Here is a 22,144-nt window from a genome sequence, read left to right on the forward strand (position 1 = left end):
CTTTTTTTTTGAATTACCGAGATACATTATAGCAAAATGATGTAAAATAATCACCAACGGAACGTTAAGTCATTGTAAGTTCAGGTTAAATTTTATTTTTCTTGCCTCCGGAGTATTGGCCACTCCGCCTTCCCCTGTCTCTTTTAAAGAAATATGCATACTCTCCCCTACTTCTTTCATCGCATCGATGACCTGATCCGGCGGGATTATACTTACAATTCCGGCAAGAGCCATATCTGCGCTTGAAACGGCATTAACCGCACCTATCACATTCCGCTTAACGCAGGGCACTTCAACCAGTCCCGCCACCGGATCACAGACAAGCCCGAGAAGATTTTTGAGCGCCATAGCAGCCGCATGTGCGATCTGCTCTGCCGTTCCTCCCCTGAGGGATACCAGCGCCCCCGCAGCCATTGCCGATGCCGAGCCGATTTCAGCCTGACAACCGCCTGCCGCACCTGCAATAAAAGCCCGGGACGCAATAACCTGCCCTATCCCTGCGGCTGTATACATTGCCTCCGTGATCTCAGTATCCGATGCTGTTTTTCGGCTGTATATCGGAAGGAGCACTGCCGGAAGCACACCGCAGGCTCCGGCAGTCGGCGCTGCGACAATCCGGTGCATACAGGCATTCGACTCGCCCATCTCCAATGCCTGTGCAATCACTTCGGACATAAAATCCCCGCTCAGCGTATCGCCTTTTTCCATATAACTCCTCATCTGACCGCCCATGCCCCCTACAAGACCGCTGCGCGATTTCTGATCCTTATCGTAAGAATCTCCCGCTGCTTTCATAGCATTCCACATCTTCTGCATCATCTGAAAGGACGCCTGCTCTGTTACTTCCCGTTCCTCCATATCTGAATACTGTACCGCCTTCCAAAACGGAATACCTTCGCTGTTACACCTCTGTGTGATCTCATTTAAAGATGAATACGACATTACACTTCCTCCCCACGGATATACATAATACGCTCAATACCTTCCAACTTCTCCAGCATGGAGACTGTTTCCCGAGGAACCGTCTGATCTGTCTCTATCACCATTACTGCAAGTCCGCCCCTCTTATCCCGATAAAGCTGCAGAGTCGCAATATTAACATTCTTCCGCGACAAAATACCTGTTACTTCCGATACCATACCCGGACTGTCCTGATTGTGTATAATCAAAGTCGGACAGGAACCTGTACAGTGTACTTCCGTATCATCCAGTTTATCGATCATAATCCGGCCTCCGCCAAGCGAGGATGCCTGTATTTTTATTGACAGTCCTGTTTTCCCTTCCACTTCCAGTACAGCCGTATTCGGATGTGCCCCTGGGAGCCGTATATTTGCAAAGGAAAAAGACAGCCCCTCCTGTTCTGCCAGTTCAAAGCTGTCCGGTATGCGCATATCATCCGGCTTCATACCAAGAAGCCCTGCGATAAGCGCCCGGTCTGTTCCGTGTCCGCTCCCTGTCGCTGCAAATGAACCGCTCAAGCTGATCATGGCATTCACAGGCTCTTCTCCCAGCATTGTCCTTGTAACATACCCTATTCTGACCGCTCCCGCCGTATGGGAACTGGACGGGCCAACCATAACAGGGCCGAGAATATCAAATATGTTCATCTTCTATTTCTCCATTCTAATAATTTTAGCCGCAACATGGCGTCATATTCGTCCGACAGACATATTCAAGTGTAATTCTAACAGATATCTTTTCCCGGTTGTATTACATCCATGTAAAAAGCACGTAAAAATGCCGGACAGAATTAATACTTCTAACTCTGTCCGGCACTTGTCCGAAGACGCCGCTTCAAAAATATGTTTACCTGCGGTATCTGTTCTTATTCTTCAATTCCCAGCGTAGCCATCATCACAGCCTTGATCGTATGCATACGGTTCTCTGCCTCGTCAAACACTTTAGACTGTTCGGACTCGAACACTTCGTCCGTCACTTCCATATCTTCTATATTAAAACGCTCACCCATTTCTTTTCCGATCTTTGTCTTCAGATCGTGGAATGCGGGAAGACAGTGCAGGAAGATCGCGCTGTCTTTTGCGTTTGCCATCACTTCTTTTGTCACTTTATATGGAGAGAGCTCTTTAATCCTCTTCTCCCATACTTCGTCCGGCTCTCCCATGGATACCCATACATCTGTGTAGATAACGTCGGCATCTTTTGTTCCCTCTTTTACATCGGATGTCAGCGTGATCGTTGCACCTGATTCCTTTGCATACTCCTGACACTGTGCGACAAGCTCATCCGCTCCTAGTTTCTCTTTTAGAACGCTGCAAGCAGCGGGGTATTAGACCCGTGAGCGAATAAACAATGATATTTCGCACGAGATGTCGCTAAACGGCGACATCTCGTTTTTTCTGGCAAAATATCCCTTGCAAGAAGAACAGGTGTTCGCTATAATATAAATATCTGAAACGAGCCGTTTCATTTAGAATGTGAGGAATGACCATGAGAAGCAAGAACCCGGAAGTGATGAATGCAATCTGTACCTTTGTTGACCAGTATTACCGTGAACACCACGCCTCTCCGTCTGTAAATGAGATTGCACAAGGCGTTGGCGTGTCAAAGGCGACTTCCTATCGCTACCTTGTCGCCATGAATGAGCGCGGTATGCTTTCCTATGATGGCAAAACCATTGTGACAAAGCAGGTCGGCAAATGTACCTCCGGATATTTTTCCGCACCGGTGGTTGGCAGTATCCGCTGTGGAGACCCGGAGCGTGAGGAGGAAAGCGTAGAGGAATATGTAAGCCTTCCCAAATCCATTTTTGGAGAGGGTAAATTCTATATTCTCCGCGCTAAAGGCGACTCCATGGTAGATGCGGGCATCGAGGATGAAGATCTGATCGTTATCAGAATACAAGATACAGCGGCGGTCGGCGATATTGTCGTCGCGCTGGATGAGGACAATGAGAACACTCTGAAAACCTTTGGCGGAATTGATGAGGAAAACGGAGATGTGATTCTTCGATATGCGAATCAAACAAAGTATCCAGACAAAGAAATTCGAGTGAAGCAGCTCATTGTACAGGGCGTGGCAAAACACGTCATCAAGGCCCTGTAACACTGGCCTTTACGATAAATCAGGAAAGGATGTGTTCTGACAATGGAAACCTACGATGTACGTTGCCCAATCTGCGGGAAGCTGAACCATAATCTCTATCTGGAGGAAACGGATGGCTGGATGGAGTGCGAGCATTGCCATCAGGCAGTGCAGATACTGGCATATGCTAAGACGAAGCCAATCCCTGTTTATACCGGCAGAGAGCTGGCAGAGAAATTTTTGATTTCAACAAAGTGACAAGGCCATGGAGGGAGGATGGACTTATGCAGGAAAAGGAAATTTGGCGACCATTCTCATGGCATTGTCCAAATTGCGGTGGAATCTCCGTTGGGTATAAAAATTCCAGCGGTACGATCAAGGTGGAATGCTCAAAATGCCATGCAGTAATGGTCAGAAAAGTAATGGGGCGTCGGCATGACCGAATTGACATCTACGCCCCCAAAGGCGAAGTCAATGAGACTGGGCGGCTCGCCAGTCTCTGACAAAAAATGAATACACAGGTATAACGACGGACAGGTTGAGATGAAACAGGCTGCGTAAATCCTGCTCCAGGTCACATACCTTAACAGTTCCAGAGGTTTAACCAGATATTACATGAGAGGCCGCTGGCAGAATTGGATTCCAATTTTGGAGTCCGGCTCTGTCGGCGGCCTTCTTTTGCTTTCCGGCAGGGCTTTCAAAAATATCGAAAGCCTGATATGCATTAAGGGCTGAGGATACAAATATTGCACTGATCCTGTTTTAAGGAAGTGCGGTATCGGTACCCTTCTCTTTTTGCGCTCACTTTCAGGCTGTGAGATGGGAAACCGCTGCGGAGTTTGTATTCTTTGCCGCTTTTCGCACAGGCGGAAAGGAAAAATTATGTATTACGATCCTATGGAATGTGGAATGAGAATCTCAAAACTGCGCTTGGAATGTGGCAAGACCCAGCAACAGATGGCCGACAAGCTGAACATTAGTCTGGATCATTACAGGGCACTGGAAAATGGAAGACGCGGTGGCTCACTCGACCTGCTGATTGAACTTGCTATTACATTTGACATATCTCTGGACTATCTGATCCTTGGACGAGTGAAATATTCAGACACTGATCGTATCCAGCGAGAACTGGAAAACATAATGGGTCAAATTGGGCAGCTGAAGGCTTCTCTTTAAGCTACCGTGACAAACTCGACCAGTACCGTGACAACGAGTCACTCTGGAAACAATTTGGATTCGGCTACAATTTAATCACAGCCAGGGAACACCGGCTGGGAACCTTGAAAACCGAATACTCATTCATCAGGTACATTACCGTATGTCAGAGCCGGACAGGCAGTACGCCATGACCTTCCACCCGGAGGCGAGCGAACCATACTTGCTACAAAATACCGGATTGCAACCGGCAGGGCCAGGACGGCATACAGGGATAATGATACTTCTGTAATTCGCAGCCCGGCCATAAGGAAGGCGGGGAGGTTAGATGCCTATGGAGCAGCCCAGCAAGCTGCCGCCTGATGATTTCCCGCTTCTCAGGGGTGTCGAGGACAAATGTGAGAAAATAACCGCTTAAGAAATTTTCGGGAGCCATGACCGGGAAGGTTATTCCCGTGTTCTGGCTCCTTTAACATACCCACAAGAAAGGAGTACACACAATGGATCGAGATTTTAAACAATATCATCGCGGAGAGATATACTTTGCAAACTTAAATCCTGCCTATGGCTGTGAGCACGGCGGTATCCGCCCTGTGCTGATCCTGCAGAATGACGTAGGAAACTTCTATTCACCAACATTGATCGTCACACCTGCTACAAAGCAGGCCGACAAAAAGCCATATCTGCCGACACACGTTGTTCTGAGCAAGATTCCCGGAATGAAGTATGACGGAGACTCCTTGTTCATGTTGGAACAGTTACGGGTGATCGATAAGCACCGCATACGCAGCTATGCTGGGCGGTTGACCAAAGCTCAGATGGAAGTGATTGATAAAGCGGTATGTGCCAGCCTGGGGCTTTCCCAGGACAGCGTATGACGCGCCTGACCCGGCAAGGAAATGACAGGAATTCCCTGATCTGTCTTTGCCCCACCTGCCGGGAAAACTTCGAGATCACAGGGAGTTATCGTATCCGGCGAGCAAATTACCGGCAGACAGTAAAGGAAATCTGCACCTACTGCCAGATTCGCATGGGCTATGACTACTATGTAACGCCGGTATCGGAACGGGGGTGATGAGATGGATGAACTACTGCGGATTGACCCAGAGTTCGAGTCTAAAATTCCACCTCTGACTGAGGAAGAATATCAGCTGCTGGAAGAAAATATTCTCCAGGACGGCGTTGTGCTGAATCCGTTGATTGTCTGGAACGGCTGCATCGTAGATGGTCATAATCGCTTTCGTATTATTCAAGCACATCCGGAAATCAAATACACAGTCTTTGAAAAGGAGTTTCCTGACCGCTATGCCGCCATTGCTTGGATTTGCTGTAACCAGCTTGGTCGTCGAAATTTGACACCACAGCGGAAGAAATATTTGATTGGGCAGCGGTATGAAGCGGAGAAGCTGGCTAATTGCTTCCGAGGAAATCAATACGCTTTAGCAGACAAAAGTGCTTCGGGTCATTTTGACCCGAAGCAAAAATCCGAACGAACCAGTGAATGCATCGCACGAGAAATTAACACCAGCGAAAGCTATGTCCGTCGTGCTGAGCGTTATGCTAAGGGAGTCGATGCTGCTGAGGAAATAGAACCCGGTATCAAACAGGAACTGCTTTCAGGCTCAATTAGACCCACGGATACTGCTGTAGCAGCTATTGCCAAAGCCAATCTCGATGATCGTCCAGCTTTAGTTGAACAGCTACGTCAGTCAAAGCAGCTACCAGATAAAGCACCCTCCCCAGTTCAAAAGCAAATACCGACAGAGATTGAGCCTTCATCAATCACTGATGATGAGGCTCAGCCAGAGTCAGAGCCGAAAGAATCTGAGCTTCCTACCCGCCCCATGACAGAAATCCAAAAAATCCTTGCGATTTCTTCTGGCATGGAAACTGCGGAAGAACTGGCAGATGAAAGCACCATGTTCTATGAACTGGAGGATGCGATATCCACCATGATTCGTCGCTGTCTCCGCTGCTTTGAAAGTTATCCGGGTCTTTTAAGTAAGAAATCGTACCGCCGCAAGGTACTGAAAATATTCAAAAAAGCTATTCAATTTATTCACAAAATCGAACAGGAGGAACCAACATGAAGAACCTTATTAACTGCCCCTTTGACGAGATGATGATCTACAGCAAGAATCTGGAAGTCCCTCGTAACGCTTACCAGCGGGAACTGAATCCAAACCGTGTCCGCAAGATTGCGGCAGAATTTGACGAGCATATCGCCAACGACCCGAAGGTCAGCTTCCGCGACGGACACTACTATGTTTTTGACGGTCAGCATACCATTGCCGCCAGGAAGCTCCGCAACGGTGGTCAAGACTTGCCCATCCGCTGCAAAGTGTTCTATGGCCTCTCCGAACTGGATGAGGCTATTTTATTTGCCCAGCAGACTGGTACTTCCGCTCAGCTCACCGCCGGTGCGAAACTGCGTGCGCTGATTTACGGCAATGACCCGGATGCGGTGGCTTTCCTGAAAGCTACGGAGGATGTGGGCTTGCGGCTGGACTACAACCAGGACAGAGGCAAGTACCGGATCGGTTGCGTTGGCACTGCCTACTCCGTCTACAAAAAGGTAGGCGAAAAAATCTATAAGGAAGGAATGCAGCACATTGTCAATGCATGGGACGGCGCTCCGGATTCTCTTCGTTTTGAGATTCTGCTGGGCGTGGTGTTCTTCGTGGATCTCTATCACGATGAATATAGCCCTAAGCGCCTGGTAGAGCAGCTGCGCCGGTACGATCCGCTTACCATTTACCGGGAAGGCCGTTCTCTTGGTATAAATATGGCTGGGTACAAAAAGTATATGTACCAGGTCTACCGGATGTATAACGGTAGCAGTCGCCGTTATATGCTTCCTCTGAAATTTTAATATGGAATATCAAACCGGATGTCTGCTCCAGCAAGCAATAACATCCGGTTTTAACATAGTGAGCGTTAATCCGCAAGATTGATAAACTGAATAAGCTCTCTTATAATAAAAGAGCATTGTATGACGATGTGATGCAGTCTATCAGTCCGATGCGGTGGAAGGAGGTTTTTATGCTCGGGCAGATAGAAAATACAATAACAGAACCTATTGGAAAGAGAACGTATTCGGTTGCAGAAGTTCAGGCAATCCTGGGCATCAGCCGAAGAAAGGCCTACGAACTTTGCAATTCCGGGAAATTTAAGATTATCCGCATTGGACGAGCTCTGCGGGTGTCAAAATATTCCTTCGATTACTGGCTCGATCATTTTGAAGATAATGGAGATAATGGAGGTATTGAAAATGGCATCAATCGTCAAAAGAGGTAAAACATATTCTATCGTTTATTATGAGGGGGAAGGTAAAGACAGACATCAGGTTTGGGAATCGGGTTTGAGCTACAATGCGGCTAAGGCCAGAAAAGCTCAACTAGAATATGAAGTTGCGCAAAATATTCACATTGACCGTAATGACCTTACCGTCAGTGAATTTCTCTATGAATTCGTAGAAAAGTATGGAGAGAAAAAATGGGTAGCTTCCACCTACGACGGAAATGTAGGGCTTCTGGAAAATTATGTACACCCTTATTTGGGAGACAAGAAATTGCGCAGTATCCGGACAAAAACGGTGGACGATTATTACCACTTCCTTCTTTATACTGCCGAACCTGTCACTAATATGGGAAAGCCAAAAAGGGAGCGGATTACGGCGTCTACCATTCACGATATTCACAAGGTTTTGCGTTGTGCATTTAACCAGGCTGTTAAATGGGAATACATTGCCAAAAATCCCTTTCTCAATGCAACGCTTCCGGAGCATAAAGAAAAGAAGCGTCCTGCGCTGACACCAGACCAGCTTCACCGTGTTCTGGAATTTACTGATCGCCCGGATATTTATGACTACTTTCTCATCCACTGTGCCATTCAGCTTGCATTTGCCTGCAGTTTGCGTGGTGGTGAGGTGGGCGGTACACAGTGGGAACGTTATGATTCTGAGAATCGAATGCTCTACATTGATCGGGTTATTGACCGGGTTGATAAAAAACTGTTGGACAAACTCACGAAAATGGATATCCTTTACCGTTTTCCGAATCTTTATCCTGGTACGCGGACAGTCATTGTTCTGAAACAGCCCAAAACTGAGGGAAGTATCCGTAATGTCTATATTCCAGATACTGTTGCATTGAAATTGAAAACTTTACGTCAGATGCAGGATAAGCTGAAACATGAACTTGGCTCTGATGGATATATGGATTATGGCCTTATTATTTGCCAGGCCAATGGACGGCCCATTATGACAGAACACCTCAACAAACGCTTCAAAGAAGTTCTGGAGGCCATGAAGGACCCGGAAATCAATCCAGAAGAGATTGTGTTTCACAGCATCCGGCATACCAGTGCAGGTGTAAAATTGAGGCTCTCCAAAGGAGATCTGAAAGCGGTCCAGGGAGATGGCGGATGGAATACACCGGATATGGTTACAAAACGCTACGCCCACATTTTGGATGAGGATCGACGTTCCCTTGCAGCCGAGATGGAGGCAAAGTTCTATCACGGAGAAACATCTCAAAAATCCATTACAGAACAGGCTGCTGTTTCTGCAAATATGGATACAGACGCCCTTGCGGCAGCTCTGACCAGCAATCCAGAATTGCTAATGAAAGTTCTTCAGTCTATCCAGCTTGCTAATAAGCAGTAAATTTATTAGCAAATGCATAGAGAGGTCAAAATGCCGTATTAGCAAATCAGAAAAAATCAGCGTCCCCAAAAGGGTTATCAAGAGGGCTTTATTAGCAAATCCTGCGGACGCTGATCGCTCCGTAAACTGCTCACTTTTTATTAGCAGACAAAGATTTATAGAAATTTATTAGCAAGAAAAATTAGCAAATCAACACAGGTGAACCTACCGAGAAAAACAAAAAAAGCCGAAAACCCTGTAAAATCAAGGCTTTCGGCGAGCTTTCTGGCGTCCGCGAGGTGATTCGAACACCCGACCTACCGCTTAGGAGTATGGCATACCACCTCACACGGCATCGCATAAAATGACTTCCGATAGTAAAAAAACCTTGAAATTACGGGCTTTTTAGGCCGTTTCACCTGTCACCGAATGATAGCGTGTTCAAAGGCTTTTTTGCTAATTTCAGACTGTTCAATTAGCAAGCTATTAGCAAGAATCGAACTGGAGGTATCTATGTCAGATGTAGAAAATAGGACTTACACAGTTGAGGATATTGCCAAAATTCTTAATATTGGACGTTCCTCCGCATATAACCTGGTTAAAGAAGGACATTTCAAAATTGTCCACATTGGAAATGCAATTAGGATTTCAAAGAGGTCTTTTGATAAATGGTTAGATGACTTAGACTTATCAGATTGAACCGAAACTCTCAACGCCATGGGCTAATCGTTGCCTGTGGCGTTTTTCATATAGACTATTATAGCAAAAAGGAGGTTCTTATGGAACTAAATGAAGAAGAAAAAAGGCAGTTGTTTCAGATTGACGGTGACTGCCAGGCCAAAGTGCTGGATGAACTGTATATGACAGCTCGTTTCACCCGTAACCCGGAGCAGCGTGATATGGTGCGGGGCCTTATGGCAAAGCTGCGGGTTCTGTCAGATGAACAGTGCATGGATCTGGTGAAGGACATCCAGAAGAACTACCACTTGCCTTACCCTCGTACTATAGGCGAGCGGATCGCACTGGCCCGGCAGCAATCCGGGGCTGAAAAGTTAAAGGGGCATGACATCATGGCCCTGGAGCGGTTTGACCCAGAGGTACGCCACATGGTTGTCTTTGATGTGCTTTCTTTTGAATCCCCTGTCGGAGATAAAGGCGATAAGATGCGCCTGTTCCTCACAGACGAGGGGTATCGGAAAGCAATGGAGAATCAGGAACGCGGTTTTATCAAGATCAAGAATCATGCCAAAGTACACAATGGCTATTTGAATTACGACCATAAGGACAGGGCCTTGTAGCTGTTACCCTGTTTCAATCTTAGCAGAAAGGAGGCTAAACAATGGCTGTTTTTCGCGTTGAGCGCACGAAAGGCTTTACGGTGATGTCAAATTATCACCTGAATGATAAGACCATCAGCTTGAAAGCTAAGGGCCTTTTGTCTCAGATGCTCTCTCTGCCTGATTCCTGGGATTTTACTCTGCGGGGACTGGCAAGTATCAACAAGGAAAGCCTTGACGCTATTCGGACAGCGGTTTTGGAATTGGAAAAGCATGGGTACATTACTCGCCGCCAACTGCGTAATTCGAGCGGGAAACTTGCCAAAATCGAATATACGATCTATGAGCAGCCCCAGCAGCCAAGCCCATTGTCACCGCGTTTGGAAAATCCGAACACGGCGCCCTCGCCGCATTTGGGAAAACCGTGTTTGGAAAATCCGAATACGGTAAATCCGAATACAGAGAAACCGAATACGGATATTCCAACGCAATTAAATACTAAACAACAAAATACTGAAAAATCAATTACGGATATATCAAATACCCATCAATCAATCTATCCGGCTTCTGGAAGGACGCCAGGTGATAACGCGGAGATGGATCGGGATAGGATTGATCGGATAGATACCTACCGGGAGATCATCAAAGAAAATATTGAATTTGAGGCTCTTGTCCATCGGTACGGGTATGAGCGTGTGGACGAACTGGTTGAACTGATGCTGCAAACCGTCCTCTCCCAGCGGCCATATATCCGCATTGCCGGAGATGACTACCCCCGCGAGGTGGTAAAAAGCCGCTTCCTGAAAGTGAACTTCTCTCATGTGGAGTATGTGTTCGACTGCCTGGATAATAACACGACCAAGGTTCGGAATATCAAGTCCTATCTGCTGGCGGCTCTCTATAACGCCCCGGCTACCATGGACAGCTATTACCGGGCCGAAGTCAATCACGATCTGTACGGATAGAGGGGGCGGCTTTGGTGACAGAAAATATCGCAGAAAGGAGGCCGAGCGCCATGAAAAACCATGAAACGCCGAAATTATGCCGAGCTTGACCCAGGAACAGATCACCCAGGCAAGGGAAACGGATCTGTTAGATTATCTGCTTTCCCACGAAAGCGGCGTGCTGAAACAGGAAGGCGCCAATTACCGCCATAATGAGCATGACAGCCTGGTTTATGTGGCAAGCAAGAATTACTGGTATTGGAACAGCCGCGGACGAAAGATCAACGCCGTGGATTACCTCATGGAAATCCGAGGGTACAGCTTTGTGGATGCTGTGGAACATCTGATAGGCAGTGGAACCCCTGTCGTTTCCCATTATACAGCTCCCAGCAGACGGGAACAGCGGAAACCAGTGGAGAAAAAGCCCTTCCATCTCCCCAGAGAAAAACGCTGCGCCACCTTTGCTGTTTCTTACCTTCAACGCCGGGGAGTCCATTCGGACATCATCAGGCGGTGTATGCAGTTGGGCCTTTTCTATGAGTCCCGCTATAACAACGAGGCGGTTTGTGTTTTTGTTGGCCGGGATGATACCGGCACGGGCCGGTTTGCCTGTGTCCGCGGCATAGCGGGTGACTTGAAAAAAGACATCAGCGGCAGTGATAAGCGGTTTAGCTTCTGCTACCCGCCGGATCAGCCAGGCAGCCGCCACCTGGCGGTTTTTGAAGCTCCGATTGACGCCCTTTCCCACGCAACGCTCCAAAAGCTGGAGGGATGGCAATGGAATGGCTACCGCCTTTCCCTGGGCGGGACCTCCCATGTGGCCCTGGTCGCTTTTCTGGAACGCCACCCGGAGATCACCCGTGTTGCCCTCTATCTGGACAATGACCTTGCCGGTCGGGTCAACGCCCGGAAAATCAAGTCGCTGCTGAAATCAGACCAGCGTTTTTCTAAAATCCGGGTGTCTGTCAACCCTCCCCGCGGCGTGAAAGACTACAATGAGAAATTACAGCGCACGCTTCAAACGATCCGTGAAGAAAAACACGCAAGCCGCCAGAAACAGGCGGCTGTTTCAATTTGGAGGAAAACACGATGAATAACGAAAAGTCTGCGATTCAGGTAATCGCCGGGGCTGCCCGCTGCCCGGAATACAGCCCGTCCATGGTTAAGGCTTTGATGAAAAAGCTGGAAACCAATGAAAAAGCCTTCGCCCTGCTGATGAATGTCACCCCTTCCACGGTGCGCCTTTGGACAACGGGCGCTGCCCATCCCTGCGGCATGGCCCGGAGGCTGATGCAGATTTATGAATCCGGGCCAGAAATCGTAAGTAAGATTGCCGGGGAAAGCTGCCCGGAGAAAGGAGGACGCCGGACGAGTGAAACGAAGGAACAAACAGCTTCTTGCAGAAAATGAATATGTAAAAGAACTGCTGGCCGTTCTGAAAGAGAATCCTTCCCCAAGCGGCAGGGATTTTGCTGAAATGGTTGCCCATGTAGGCGAGCTGGAAAACCGGCTGGCCGAGGCCGTAGAGGAATTGAGAACCATGCGCCAGGAGCTTTTGCAGGTGCAGAACCGCTCCCTGAAAGCTGTTCTGAAAAGAAGCTGTAAAGCGTTGGAACAGAACATTTCTAATATGAGCCGGAAATTGTCAGAACTAAAGAAGCTCATAATTGGAGGGTGTAAAGAAGCCCTTGCTGCCTTTAAGAAACATGGTACGGCTGCCCTGGATGGCCTTTCCCGCTTTTTTCACATCAAGCCGCTGCTGGAGGGGATCAAAAAGGCGGCAGACGCCAGCATCCGTATTGACGATAACGCTGTCTCCAAAATCCAGAATTTTGCTGCGGAGTATCACCAGGCGGGCAGGCATTTGAAGAATATGGGCCGGACCCTGATAGGGAAAGAACCGGTGCAGGAGCCTAAAGCCCCCGGCAGACTGTCTAAAGTGATTGCCGCACCGTACAAAGTCAACCGGGCTTGCATGACCGCCGCAAAGCGGAATATTGAAAAAGCTATCGGCAGCCTGGACCGTTTACAGGAATCCTCAGAGCGCAGGCCATCCGTTTTGAAGGCCATGCAGGAAAATAGTGAAAAGGTACAGCCTGCGGCAAAAAAGGAGGCGCCGGTTAAGGCGGCGGACCGGGTGGAATTATGATGATGCGTACAAAAACAGATCTATTAGATACAATCGCAAGACGGTTAGGGGTGTCCCTTCCAGACCTGCGGGACTGGTGCCCGCTGTTATCTTTGCAGGCGCTTCTTGAAGTAGATAACCGTGCCTTTCCCGTAGAGGAATGGAACCGGGCGCTGGCTTACCTTTTAGGCAGACCTTGCGCCTTTTCTTATGTCTTTGAGGCAAAAGCATATACCAAAACCGTGATAAGGAGGTGGTGGTTTTAGTTGGCGAAGGAAATTGTGCATGAAGATTTTGGTGAAAAGATCGGCGGCGCTAAAAAGGACCTTTGGGCCGCCCGCGGGCTGTATGTGGATGACCTGCTGGGGATGAATGAACGCGAGGCCGAAAAGTATGTGAAAAAAGATAATGTCTGGAAAAAGCCGGATTATAACGCCTTGATTCAATCCGGTGTCCCGGTGGATATTCTGTACTTTCGGAAAGTGGTGCGTGACAGCCTGAACGCCTCCCCGCGGTATCTGCGTTCAGATGATACGCCTCAGAAGCGCCTGGCGCGGCAGAAAGAATATATCGCAACCGTCCGGCAGGTACAGGAAGCCGTTGAAAAGGTTCAGACAGTGCAGGATGCCATGGATGTATTCGACGCCCTTATTATTGACGGCGGTTACTGCGAGCGTATTTCCCGTGGGATTGGCGGCGGTTATATCCGGGCCACCCAAAAGGGTCGGGATAATCCGGTCATTACCGATAAGCTGGTAAATGCCCTGTATTTCCGTGGGGAACGGGACTTTGAAAGAAGAATCGTCCAGGGGGCCGTAAAGAAGCAGTTTGGCGTTCCCGCTGAACAAAAGATTCCCCGCGGCTATGAGATCCGGTTCAATGACGGCAAAAGGACCTACTCGAAGAATAATGACTGGCTTCCTGATACCTACTATGTCACAAAAGGCTATGCGATCCTGAAAACGAATTTTGCCACCCGTGAGGAAGCCCTGAAATGGGTACAGGATCTTGCCCGGCAGCGCGGAGCCAGCGGAAAACAGCGGTTTGTCCCGCAGCAGCTTTCTCGCGTCCGGCGCACTGGCCCGGATTACCGAGGAAATCGTGATGTGATCGGGCAGGATTATCTTGACGCCTTTGCTTTCCGTGGCGGTGAATTTGGGAACTGGATGACGCAGAATGACCGGCGTGCTTCCCTGAACATGGGGTTTGACGCCCTCAAAGACCTGGCGGCTGTCCTTAAGATCAGCGAAAAAGATATTTCCTACCAGGGAACACTCTCGATTGCCTTTGGCGCCCGCGGCAGCGGCAACGCCGCCGCCCACTACGAACCGCTGCGGAAGGTCATTAACCTTACCAAGATGCACGGGGCTGGTTCCCTGGCGCATGAGTGGTGGCATGGCCTGGATGATTACCTGGGCGTGAAAATGGGGGCAAAAGGCTTCCTTTCCGAACAATCCCGCCTGTATGAGCCATTTAAGAAGCTGATTGAAACCATGAAATATAAGCCGGAAACGCCGGAGCAGGCCGCGGCCCGGACAGAGGCGCAGGCAGAGCGTATCCGGAAAAATGCGGCGGGTTGGCTGGATTCGGCGGTCCTTGCCCCGCTCAAGCGGGCAGCGAATGACGAGATTCACATGGAGACTTACGCAGTCCTTCGGGAAGAATTTCTTTCAGGCGTTCCCGGTTCTGTGGAACAGCTAAGCGCTTTTAAAAAATCTGTGACCGGACGCGTTATTCCAAAAAGCGAACGTGACCGGCTGGAAATTTTTGAGCGTATGCTGTCCGGGATGCAGGATCAGGAACCCCCGCAGATTGGCCGTGTGGAAACGGATTTTTATAAAAACTCGGTCCGTATGGGCAAAGAGTGTGAAAAAGACGGCGGCTATTGGGAAAGCAATACAGAGATGACAGCCAGGGCTTTCGCCTGCTATATCAAAGATAAGCTGTCTCCTGAAATTTCGGATTACCTGGCAGGCCACGCAGACAGCGCCGCTGCTTTTGTCACCGGCAAGGATGGGAAAATAGAAATTTTGAAAGCCTTCCCGGAGGGTGAGGAACGAAAAGCTATCAATGCGGTTTTTGATGAAGTTTTCTCGGATCTGAAGCGGCAGCATTTTCTCACCCATTCCGATCACCCGCAGACATTAGAGGAAATCCGGCCGGCGGCGCCTGCGCCTTCCCGCATGGCTTCCATGCCGGTTATCACGGATGCAGAACAGCTTTCCCTCTTTGGCGGGGAGAAGCCTTCCCTCCTGGGGCAGCTTGCCGCTGCTAAGGGACAGGGCAAAACGCCGGCAGAGCCAAAGCAGATGAAACCCCATGAGCCGGAACTTTGATGGAGGTGAGAATTTGGAAGAAAACAAGGATTACCGTGTTTATCGTTATGGGGATGACTTAAAGCCTGGATATGAATTAAAAGTGGAACATAGTGTTTCCTGCGAAAATATTGATATTTCTGCTTTGATCGCCATGGGCACGGAAAGTTTGGAAGCCATGCGCCAGGGAAGCATTGACGGGGAACAGAAAGCCTATGAGATCGTTTTAGCCGCGGCTAAGCAATGGGAGCAGCAGGCGGCGGCGACACAGGCCATCAACCGGGCGTTGGAATATCTTCGGACCCCGGAGGTTTCTCATACTTCTAATCAGTGGCAATCGAAAAATAACTGGCGGAATGATGAGGAAATCAGCAACCGCGTTTACAAGATGACCTGCAGTGTTTGGGAAGATACGAAATATGACCGGGAAACGAAACAGAGCATACCGGTTGCCTGGTATGTCACCTGGGATGTCTCTGTAAATTCCCCTAAGAAGGGGTATGGAGAAAAAATTGCCGGGCAGAGTCAGAAACGCTATACCGATAAAAATGCTGCCATGAAGTATCTGGAAGGCCGGAAGAAAGCCTATTCTCATTTGTTCACGGAAATTTCCCCTCCGGTTCCAGAGCAATACAAAGACCATTTTACCGTACATGGCGCCCTTTTGCCCGGATATACCGAGGAAGGACAGGAACCGGAAAAGACTGTAACTGCGCCGGGGCGTGATTCGGGCAAGGCAGGACGGGCTTCGGTGCTGGAAAAGCTCTCAGACGCAAAGAGACAGGAAAAAGCAGCGCCTTTAAAAGCGCCGGATAAGAAAAAGGAGGATATTCATAGATGAAAGTTTTAATGGTGCAGCCTGGGGAAATCCCCCATGAAACAGATATTGAGTCGGGGCTTGGGTCTTTGCAGGCTGCGGTGGACGGTCCTATCCAGGCGGTTTATCCGTATGAGGACCCTGTGGCCCTGATCTGCAATGAGGAAGGAAAACTTATAGGGCTGCCTTTGAACCGTGCGCTTCGGGATGACATCGGAGAGATTTACGACATCATTGCCGGTAATTTTCTTATCACCGGGCTTGGAGAAGAAAGTTTTTCAGATCTTTCCCCTGACCTGATGGAAAAATATAAGGAACAATTTCTGGCGCCGGAATCGTTCGTGCGGATCGGCGGTAAGATCCTTGCCGTCAAGCAGCCGGTCCCCTCGCCGGAAGATAAAGAGAGGACACAAAAGCCGCCCCATAAATCCGGGCCGGAGCTTTAGGAAGGAGGCCAAAGATGCTGACAGCGACACGCGGCCCGTATGTGCTGGTGATCCAGCCGGACGATAATCCGTTCAATCCCCGTGAGGATGATAATTTCGGGAAAATGGTCTGTTTCCACCGGCGTTATCACCTGGGCGACCATCACAATTACATAGATAAAGATGACTTTCTCCGGGACCTTTACCTGAAAACAGTGGGTGACGATGAACGGGGCGCCCATCGTTATGAGCGGGCGCTGGACCTGATGAATTACAAGATCAAAGCCCCTTTTGGTTCTCCGGCCTATGAGCGTCAGGTGGATGAACGGCTGATGAAGGTGATCTCACAGAAATTCCTTATGCTGCCGCTGTATCTTTACGACCACAGCGGCATTACCATGAATACCACTGGCTTTTCCTGCCCCTGGGACAGCGGGCAGGTCGGATGGATCTACGCCTCCAAGGAAGATGCCCTCCGGGAGTTTGGCGGCAAGACCTTCACTGCCGCTATCCGGAAGAAAGCGGAGGACCGTATGCGCGGCGAGGTGGAATATTACGATTCCTACCTTCGCGGCGAGGCGTATGGTTTTGAACTGTATAAAGACGGCGAGCTGGAGGATAGCTGCTGGGGCTTTATCGGCAGTAACGAAGAAGCCTTAAAAGGCATTGAGGATTACCTGCCTGACGAGTGCAGCGGCATGACCGGTGAGCTGGTGGAAAGGGATTCCCCCCGATCCATGCTGAAAATGTTTCTCGACCATGCTCGTGTGCAGGTAACGCAGGCGGCCAAAGACTTTGAAAAGGCTCCCCGGCAGCAAACCCTCCAAACGGAGGCCCGGTGATTTCTACTTATTATATATCATGCGAAAGGAGGATGTGATTGCAGGAAGAACTTGAACGGAAATCCATATCCGTAACGGTCCAGGCCGCAAAACTGACGGGCCGTGTGATGCGGGCTGCTGTTGCCGCCGCCCTGCGGAAGATTGAAAAAGAGCGCACTACCCCAAAAGTCGGACGGAACAGTATGCGCCGCCTTACGGCGCAGACGCCGGACGCCCATAAGATCGAGGTTGAGGACCGGATTCGCTCTTTTGAGCGGTACGCAAAGAAATATAAAGTCCGCTACCATGTGGAGAAAGACATCAGCGTTTCCCCGCCTAAGTGGACCGTGTATTTTAAGGCAAGCCAGGCTGACGCGATTGAAGCCGCTTTCAAGAAATATACGCAAAAGACGGTAAAACGCGAAAACAGGCCGTCCCTTCTCTCCCAGCTATCGAAATTCAAAGAGATTGCGAGAAAGCTGGCCCGCGACCCTGTAAAAAACAAGGAGCATGGAGGGCCGGAACGATGAAGCCAGCGGACTTTGTGAAAAAGTATGTGCTGCCCAACCTGCCTTATCTTATATTCCTTTGGTTCTTTGCCAAGGTTGGCGAGGCGGTACGGCTGGCTCCCGGTGTTGACGCTTCTACAAAGCTGCTGGGACTGGCGGATGGCTTTACCCTGGCCTTTCAGACTTCTATGCCCGGCGCGGCGGTTGACTGGCTGGTTGGGCTGATCGGCGCTGCGCTGGTTCGTCTGGTGGTCTATGTGAAAGGGAAAAATGCCAAAAAGTACCGGAAGGATGTGGAATACGGGAGCGCCCGCTGGGGCACAAAGGCGGATATTGCCCCCTTTATGGACCCCAAGCCGGAAAACAACATCATCCTGACCCAGACGGAAGGGCTTATGATGTCCGGCAGACCCAAAAATCCGGCTTTTGCCCGGAATAAAAATGTGCTGGTGGTTGGCGGCTCTGGTTCCGGCAAGACCCGTTTTTTCATAAAACCAAACCTGATGCAGCTCCATTCTTCCTATGTAGTGACAGATCCGAAGGGCACTGTCCTGGTGGAGTGCGGAAAGCTGCTCTCCCGCGGCGCTCCCAAGCTGGGCAAGGACGGAAAGCCCCTACGCAATAAGAAAGGCAAGATCATTTATGAGCCTTATCAGATCAAGGTATTCAATACTATTAACTTTAAGAAAAGTATGCACTATAATCCCTTCGCGTATCTACATTCGGAGAAGGATATATTAAAGCTGGTAACAGTGCTGATCGCCAATACCAAAGGGGAAGGAAAATCCGGGGACGATTTTTGGGTGAAAGCCGAAACGTTGCTTTACACGGCGCTGATCGGCTACATTTATTATGAGGCTCCCAAGAATGAGCAGAATTTTTCCACTTTGGTAGAAATGATAAATGCCATGGAGGTTCGGGAGGATGATGAATCGTTCAAAAACGCGGTTGACCTTCTCTTTGACGCTTTGGAGCAGAAAGACCCGGACCACTTCGCCCTCCGGCAATATAAAAAATATAAACTGGCGGCTGGCAAGACAGCGAAGTCGATTTTGATTAGCTGCGGAGCCAGGCTTGCGCCTTTTGATATTGCGGAAGTCCGGGAGATCACCATGTATGACGAGCTGGAGCTGGATTTGGTCGGGGACCGGAAAACAGCCCTGTTCTTTATCATTTCCGATACGGACGCCACATTCAACTTCCTGGTGAGCATGGCCTATACGCAGCTTTTCAACCTGCTTTGTGAAAGAGCGGATGATAAGTATGGAGGCCGGCTGCCGGTGCATGTGCGCTGTCTGATCGACGAGGCGGCTAACATTGGGCAGATTCCGAACCTCGAAAAACTCATGGCAACGATCCGGTCCAGAGAGATTTCGGCCTGCCTGGTGCTGCAGGCGCAGAGCCAGTTGAAAGCACTGTATAAGGATAACATGGACACCATTATCGGCAACTGTGATTCCAGCTTATTCCTGGGAGGAAAGGAAGAAACCACCCTAAAAAGCTGGAGTGCCCTGCTGGGGAAAGAAACCATTGATATGTATAATACCAGCGTCACGAAAGGTACGCAGGAATCCCACGGCCAGAACTTCCAAAAGCTGGGCAAGGATCTGATGTCTATGGACGAGCTGGCTGTGATGGATGGCGGGAAGTGTCTGCTGCAGGTGCGTGGCGTCCGGCCCTTCCTGTCCAGAAAGTACGATATTACAAAACACCCCAATTATAAGTACCTTTCGGATTTTAACCCGAAAAATACGTTTGATATAGAAAAATACCTGTCTACCCGCTTGCGGGTGAAGCCGGACGATTTGTTCCTCAACTATGAGATCAGCCCGTCCGAGCTGGCGGAAGAATCCGCAGACGATACCGAATAGGCCCGCCGATCTGCAAATTTCCCATTCTTTTCGGCGGGCCTTGTTTTTTTATGCCCATTTTAAGGAGGTGCCTATTGGTAAGGAGCCGTGATTCTCCTGAATTTACTCATAATCCGCAGGATGTACGCCTGCGCTCGCCGCCCTCTGTTTGTTTTTCTTCAAGCAGCGGGCGGTTTTTTTGCGTTTCAGGCCAAAAACGGCCACAACATTATTTTTCATTTGATAAGGAGGTAATTACCCTAATATGAGTTTTTTCACTTCTGCTATTGATACCCTGCAGATTTTGGTTGTCGCGCTGGGCGCCGGTCTGGGCGCGTGGGGCGTCATCAACCTTTTGGAAGGATATGGCAACGACAATCCCGGAGCTAATGCTCATGTGCGGTAAAGTAACACACAAGAATTTGATAGACAGCCTTCACTATTCAGAAAAATTAACCAAAAAAAAGCAAAATTGAATTTGATAATTGATATAATAGCTAAAATATGGTACTATAAAACAAAAGGAGATGATGCCAATGGTTTGATGAAACACACAACAAAATATAACTTTTTAAGCAAAGGAGGAAGTCCATAATGAGAAAAATCAAAACAATATTAGGGATAGTTTTTTCTTTAGCTATTGTAACAACAATGAACACTACTGTTTTTGCAGCTAACGATTCAGGAATACCAGAACGTAGAGGAGTATATATACGAGAATGTGTAGGTTATGAGCCTAATTATACGAATATTGATTATACTCATAAATTATTAGGTTCTGTTTCAGGCGATAATACTCAAGGCTCAAGTCCTATGCAAATTACATATCAATATGAACAAAGCGGAACAACCACCGCATCTATTGCGGGTTATGCCAATGGCACAACAGAAGCAAATGTTGTTTTTGCAAAAATGCAGGCGGAAGTAGGAGTTGAAGTTACCGGTTCACGTAGTTGGACAAAAGGAACATCAGCGGGTGTCTCATATAGTATTGCACCGGGGAAATTTGAAGTGTTAAATGTTTATATTCCTGCTGTTAGAACAGCTGGTCGTTTAAAATACAAGGTTTATATGGACGGCTATCCTGAAAATGTTTTTTATGAATATAAAACATTAACAGAATCTTATGCACCACAAAAAAATTCTGTCCATTATAAAGTAACAACTTCTAGCTACTCAGCCATAAAAGTTCCAAAGGGAATGACGGTATACACGCCAACAGGAGTATATAAAGCACAATGAAAAACAAATTGTTTATATTACTATTAGCTTTTGTACTTTTGTTGAGTGCTTGTTCTAATAATTCTCCACCTGATGACAACACAAAAGAAGTACTGCCAGAGCTTGAAAGTGCCGGTTCTATTGAAAGCCGGGGCGAGAAATTTATTGAAAATTTTCCACAAGACTATCCTTCATTTGAATTATTAGAATATGTTTTTGGTTCCGCTGAAAATGCCCCAATACAACTGGTTGCGATAGCCCGAAATAAAGAAACTGGTTCATCAGCTACATTATTTGTGCTTGATGAAAATGGGGTAGGTCAGGTAGTTCTTGCAAGTGGTTATTCAGCGACATATTGCAAAGAAGATGGATTACAACTTGATAAAAACGTAATTTCTATTTCTTTGAATTTGGAAATCTCTAGTACAAATTCTGAAATTCACGACTTTAATATTACAGTAACACAGGAGGAAAATCAAGGTAAAGTCAATACAGTGTATTCTTCACAAGAAAACATCAGATCGAAAGTAGCAAATCCAGCCGAGCCAGTCAACGGCAAGTAAATGGGCTTCGCCCACCGTTGACAGCCCCGCCTGTCTTTGCAAATGTGTAGCCAAGAGGACGATAGCCCAAAGTGCTACCGCCCTCTTTTATTTTACAACTGAATAACCGCTGCCCCATAGCGGCACATGAAGCAGTAAGTCTGAAAAAGATTTGCTGCTTTTTTTGCGCCCATTTTTGGCAAATCGAGAAAGTATCGGTACTGATAAGTGAGCAGGGGGAAATTCCCGTTTTCTATCAAGCAGCGGGCAAAACACAGCTTCTGAAACGCCTTATTGTTGGGAAAGACCAAGCCGCCGGAAAAGTCTTTGCCAGAAAGAGAGGGAGAACGCCAGCCCGCAGCCTTTTATGAAAAAACTGGTTGCGATTTCCCGAAAAAGTGGCAGTAGGAAGTGAGCGGCAGTCCGGCAGTTTCTTAGAGCAAGATTCTACCG

At 48.4% G+C, this 22,144-nt stretch carries 25 protein-coding genes and 2 pseudogenes; 24 read left to right on the forward strand and 3 right to left on the reverse strand.

The features are described from left to right. Positions 1–69: 69 nt before the first annotated feature. The 3 genes and pseudogenes from sdaAA to LK436_RS01120 all read right to left on the reverse strand — a co-directional run. Positions 70–942 (reverse strand): L-serine ammonia-lyase, iron-sulfur-dependent, subunit alpha, encoded by an 873-nt coding sequence (gene sdaAA / locus LK436_RS01110; RefSeq protein ID WP_008394688.1) that lies wholly within the window; start codon positions 940–942, stop codon positions 70–72. Continuing rightward, positions 942–1,607: an L-serine ammonia-lyase, iron-sulfur-dependent subunit beta gene (gene sdaAB, locus LK436_RS01115; RefSeq protein WP_008394686.1), complete on the reverse strand. Its 666-nt coding sequence runs from the start codon at positions 1,605–1,607 to the stop codon at positions 942–944. The genes sdaAA and sdaAB overlap by 1 nt, the downstream gene beginning before the upstream one ends. Before the next feature lie 218 nt (positions 1,608–1,825). Next, a pseudogene (locus LK436_RS01120) lies at positions 1,826–2,245 on the reverse strand (ornithine carbamoyltransferase); the annotation flags it as partial. Positions 2,246–2,448: 203 nt separating this feature from the next. On the opposite strand from LK436_RS01120, the gene LK436_RS01125 reads away from it, so the two are divergent. The 24 genes and pseudogenes from LK436_RS01125 to LK436_RS01240 all read left to right on the forward strand — a co-directional run bounded on the left by LK436_RS01125 (position 2,449) and on the right by LK436_RS01240 (position 21,712). Then, on the forward strand, positions 2,449–3,063 hold the full coding sequence (locus LK436_RS01125) for a LexA family protein (protein WP_044930281.1): 615 nt from the start codon (positions 2,449–2,451) through the stop codon (positions 3,061–3,063). Positions 3,064–3,105: 42 nt separating this feature from the next. After that, positions 3,106–3,300, forward strand: coding sequence for a hypothetical protein (locus LK436_RS01130; RefSeq protein WP_008394682.1), 195 nt, complete (start codon positions 3,106–3,108; stop codon positions 3,298–3,300). Positions 3,301–3,924: 624 nt separating this feature from the next. Next, positions 3,925–4,218 carry a helix-turn-helix domain-containing protein gene (locus tag LK436_RS01135; protein ID WP_008394679.1) on the forward strand — a complete coding sequence of 98 codons (294 nt, stop codon included), beginning with the start codon at positions 3,925–3,927 and terminating at the stop codon, positions 4,216–4,218. A gap of 479 nt (positions 4,219–4,697) precedes the next feature. Next, positions 4,698–5,075, forward strand: coding sequence for a type II toxin-antitoxin system PemK/MazF family toxin (locus LK436_RS01140; protein WP_008394676.1), 378 nt, complete (start codon positions 4,698–4,700; stop codon positions 5,073–5,075). Next, positions 5,072–5,272 carry a hypothetical protein gene (locus tag LK436_RS01145; RefSeq protein WP_008394675.1) on the forward strand — a complete coding sequence of 67 codons (201 nt, stop codon included), beginning with the start codon at positions 5,072–5,074 and terminating at the stop codon, positions 5,270–5,272. Before LK436_RS01140 ends, LK436_RS01145 begins: the two co-directional genes overlap by 4 nt. Before the next feature lie 4 nt (positions 5,273–5,276). Further along, a complete protein-coding gene (locus LK436_RS01150) occupies positions 5,277–6,287 on the forward strand; it encodes a hypothetical protein (protein WP_008394674.1) in 1,011 nt (336 codons plus the stop codon). Then, the gene (locus LK436_RS01155) at positions 6,284–7,069 is read left to right on the forward strand and encodes a DUF6551 family protein (protein ID WP_008394672.1); all 786 of its coding nucleotides are present in this window, start codon (positions 6,284–6,286) and stop codon (positions 7,067–7,069) included. The genes LK436_RS01150 and LK436_RS01155 overlap by 4 nt, the downstream gene beginning before the upstream one ends. Positions 7,070–7,239: 170 nt before the next feature. Next, the gene (locus LK436_RS01160) at positions 7,240–7,494 is read left to right on the forward strand and encodes a helix-turn-helix domain-containing protein (RefSeq protein ID WP_015544617.1); all 255 of its coding nucleotides are present in this window, start codon (positions 7,240–7,242) and stop codon (positions 7,492–7,494) included. Next, a complete protein-coding gene (locus LK436_RS01165) occupies positions 7,469–8,863 on the forward strand; it encodes a tyrosine-type recombinase/integrase (RefSeq protein ID WP_008394670.1) in 1,395 nt (464 codons plus the stop codon). Before LK436_RS01160 ends, LK436_RS01165 begins: the two co-directional genes overlap by 26 nt. Before the next feature lie 492 nt (positions 8,864–9,355). Continuing rightward, positions 9,356–9,541, forward strand: a complete 186-nt coding sequence (locus tag LK436_RS01170) for a helix-turn-helix domain-containing protein (protein WP_044930277.1) — start codon at positions 9,356–9,358, stop codon at positions 9,539–9,541. Positions 9,542–9,621: 80 nt separating this feature from the next. Next, the gene (locus LK436_RS01175; RefSeq protein WP_044930275.1) at positions 9,622–10,140 is read left to right on the forward strand and encodes a DUF5720 family protein; all 519 of its coding nucleotides are present in this window, start codon (positions 9,622–9,624) and stop codon (positions 10,138–10,140) included. A gap of 41 nt (positions 10,141–10,181) precedes the next feature. Beyond that, a complete protein-coding gene (locus tag LK436_RS01180; protein ID WP_008394665.1) occupies positions 10,182–11,084 on the forward strand; it encodes a DUF6017 domain-containing protein in 903 nt (300 codons plus the stop codon). Between the two features lie 76 nt (positions 11,085–11,160). Next, positions 11,161–12,156 (forward strand): toprim domain-containing protein, encoded by a 996-nt coding sequence (locus LK436_RS01185; protein WP_044930273.1) that lies wholly within the window; start codon positions 11,161–11,163, stop codon positions 12,154–12,156. After that, a complete protein-coding gene (locus tag LK436_RS01190; protein WP_008394662.1) occupies positions 12,153–12,473 on the forward strand; it encodes a helix-turn-helix domain-containing protein in 321 nt (106 codons plus the stop codon). Before LK436_RS01185 ends, LK436_RS01190 begins: the two co-directional genes overlap by 4 nt. Beyond that, positions 12,436–13,212 carry a DUF6674 family protein gene (locus LK436_RS01195; RefSeq protein ID WP_008394660.1) on the forward strand — a complete coding sequence of 259 codons (777 nt, stop codon included), beginning with the start codon at positions 12,436–12,438 and terminating at the stop codon, positions 13,210–13,212. Before LK436_RS01190 ends, LK436_RS01195 begins: the two co-directional genes overlap by 38 nt. A 245-nt stretch (positions 13,213–13,457) precedes the next feature. Then, positions 13,458–15,527 (forward strand): LPD1 domain-containing protein, encoded by a 2,070-nt coding sequence (locus LK436_RS01200; protein ID WP_008394657.1) that lies wholly within the window; start codon positions 13,458–13,460, stop codon positions 15,525–15,527. Positions 15,528–15,540: 13 nt separating this feature from the next. Then, the gene (locus tag LK436_RS01205; protein WP_044930432.1) at positions 15,541–16,347 is read left to right on the forward strand and encodes a hypothetical protein; all 807 of its coding nucleotides are present in this window, start codon (positions 15,541–15,543) and stop codon (positions 16,345–16,347) included. Next, positions 16,344–16,769 (forward strand): DUF3846 domain-containing protein, encoded by a 426-nt coding sequence (locus LK436_RS01210; RefSeq protein WP_008394651.1) that lies wholly within the window; start codon positions 16,344–16,346, stop codon positions 16,767–16,769. The genes LK436_RS01205 and LK436_RS01210 overlap by 4 nt, the downstream gene beginning before the upstream one ends. A 14-nt stretch (positions 16,770–16,783) precedes the next feature. Continuing rightward, complete coding sequence (locus LK436_RS01215) at positions 16,784–17,590, forward strand: hypothetical protein (RefSeq protein WP_008394650.1); 807 nt, start codon at positions 16,784–16,786, stop codon at positions 17,588–17,590. A gap of 38 nt (positions 17,591–17,628) precedes the next feature. Further along, on the forward strand, positions 17,629–18,099 hold the full coding sequence (locus LK436_RS01220) for a PcfB family protein (RefSeq protein ID WP_008394649.1): 471 nt from the start codon (positions 17,629–17,631) through the stop codon (positions 18,097–18,099). Beyond that, the gene (locus LK436_RS01225) at positions 18,096–19,949 is read left to right on the forward strand and encodes a VirD4-like conjugal transfer protein, CD1115 family (RefSeq protein ID WP_008394647.1); all 1,854 of its coding nucleotides are present in this window, start codon (positions 18,096–18,098) and stop codon (positions 19,947–19,949) included. The genes LK436_RS01220 and LK436_RS01225 overlap by 4 nt, the downstream gene beginning before the upstream one ends. Before the next feature lie 244 nt (positions 19,950–20,193). Next, positions 20,194–20,322: pseudogene (locus LK436_RS01230) on the forward strand (Maff2 family mobile element protein); the annotation flags it as partial. A 200-nt stretch (positions 20,323–20,522) separates the two neighbouring features. After that, the gene (locus tag LK436_RS01235) at positions 20,523–21,170 is read left to right on the forward strand and encodes a YfkD family protein (protein ID WP_006857809.1); all 648 of its coding nucleotides are present in this window, start codon (positions 20,523–20,525) and stop codon (positions 21,168–21,170) included. After that, complete coding sequence (locus tag LK436_RS01240; protein WP_006857810.1) at positions 21,167–21,712, forward strand: hypothetical protein; 546 nt, start codon at positions 21,167–21,169, stop codon at positions 21,710–21,712. Before LK436_RS01235 ends, LK436_RS01240 begins: the two co-directional genes overlap by 4 nt. Positions 21,713–22,144 lie beyond the last annotated feature (432 nt).

It is taken from the genome of Clostridium sp. M62/1, assembly GCF_020736365.1.
In the GTDB taxonomy this organism is placed as follows: domain Bacteria; phylum Bacillota; class Clostridia; order Lachnospirales; family Lachnospiraceae; genus Otoolea; species Otoolea saccharolyticum_A.

Excerpts from the sequence above, each read along its gene's own strand:
- sdaAA (WP_008394688.1), bottom strand. The coding sequence starts at position 942 with ATGTCGTATTCATCTTTAAATGAGATCACACAGAGGTGTAACAGCGAA.
- sdaAB (WP_008394686.1), bottom strand. The coding sequence starts at position 1,607 with ATGAACATATTTGATATTCTCGGCCCTGTTATGGTTGGCCCGTCCAGT.
- LK436_RS01125 (WP_044930281.1), top strand. The coding sequence starts at position 2,449 with ATGAGAAGCAAGAACCCGGAAGTGATGAATGCAATCTGTACCTTTGTT.
- LK436_RS01130 (WP_008394682.1), top strand. The coding sequence starts at position 3,106 with ATGGAAACCTACGATGTACGTTGCCCAATCTGCGGGAAGCTGAACCAT.
- LK436_RS01135 (WP_008394679.1), top strand. The coding sequence starts at position 3,925 with ATGTATTACGATCCTATGGAATGTGGAATGAGAATCTCAAAACTGCGC.
- LK436_RS01140 (WP_008394676.1), top strand. The coding sequence starts at position 4,698 with ATGGATCGAGATTTTAAACAATATCATCGCGGAGAGATATACTTTGCA.
- LK436_RS01145 (WP_008394675.1), top strand. The coding sequence starts at position 5,072 with ATGACGCGCCTGACCCGGCAAGGAAATGACAGGAATTCCCTGATCTGT.
- LK436_RS01150 (WP_008394674.1), top strand. The coding sequence starts at position 5,277 with ATGGATGAACTACTGCGGATTGACCCAGAGTTCGAGTCTAAAATTCCA.
- LK436_RS01155 (WP_008394672.1), top strand. The coding sequence starts at position 6,284 with ATGAAGAACCTTATTAACTGCCCCTTTGACGAGATGATGATCTACAGC.
- LK436_RS01160 (WP_015544617.1), top strand. The coding sequence starts at position 7,240 with ATGCTCGGGCAGATAGAAAATACAATAACAGAACCTATTGGAAAGAGA.
- LK436_RS01165 (WP_008394670.1), top strand. The coding sequence starts at position 7,469 with ATGGCATCAATCGTCAAAAGAGGTAAAACATATTCTATCGTTTATTAT.
- LK436_RS01170 (WP_044930277.1), top strand. The coding sequence starts at position 9,356 with ATGTCAGATGTAGAAAATAGGACTTACACAGTTGAGGATATTGCCAAA.
- LK436_RS01175 (WP_044930275.1), top strand. The coding sequence starts at position 9,622 with ATGGAACTAAATGAAGAAGAAAAAAGGCAGTTGTTTCAGATTGACGGT.
- LK436_RS01180 (WP_008394665.1), top strand. The coding sequence starts at position 10,182 with ATGGCTGTTTTTCGCGTTGAGCGCACGAAAGGCTTTACGGTGATGTCA.
- LK436_RS01185 (WP_044930273.1), top strand. The coding sequence starts at position 11,161 with ATGCCGAGCTTGACCCAGGAACAGATCACCCAGGCAAGGGAAACGGAT.
- LK436_RS01190 (WP_008394662.1), top strand. The coding sequence starts at position 12,153 with ATGAATAACGAAAAGTCTGCGATTCAGGTAATCGCCGGGGCTGCCCGC.
- LK436_RS01210 (WP_008394651.1), top strand. The coding sequence starts at position 16,344 with ATGAAAGTTTTAATGGTGCAGCCTGGGGAAATCCCCCATGAAACAGAT.
- LK436_RS01215 (WP_008394650.1), top strand. The coding sequence starts at position 16,784 with ATGCTGACAGCGACACGCGGCCCGTATGTGCTGGTGATCCAGCCGGAC.
- LK436_RS01225 (WP_008394647.1), top strand. The coding sequence starts at position 18,096 with ATGAAGCCAGCGGACTTTGTGAAAAAGTATGTGCTGCCCAACCTGCCT.
- LK436_RS01235 (WP_006857809.1), top strand. The coding sequence starts at position 20,523 with ATGAGAAAAATCAAAACAATATTAGGGATAGTTTTTTCTTTAGCTATT.
- LK436_RS01240 (WP_006857810.1), top strand. The coding sequence starts at position 21,167 with ATGAAAAACAAATTGTTTATATTACTATTAGCTTTTGTACTTTTGTTG.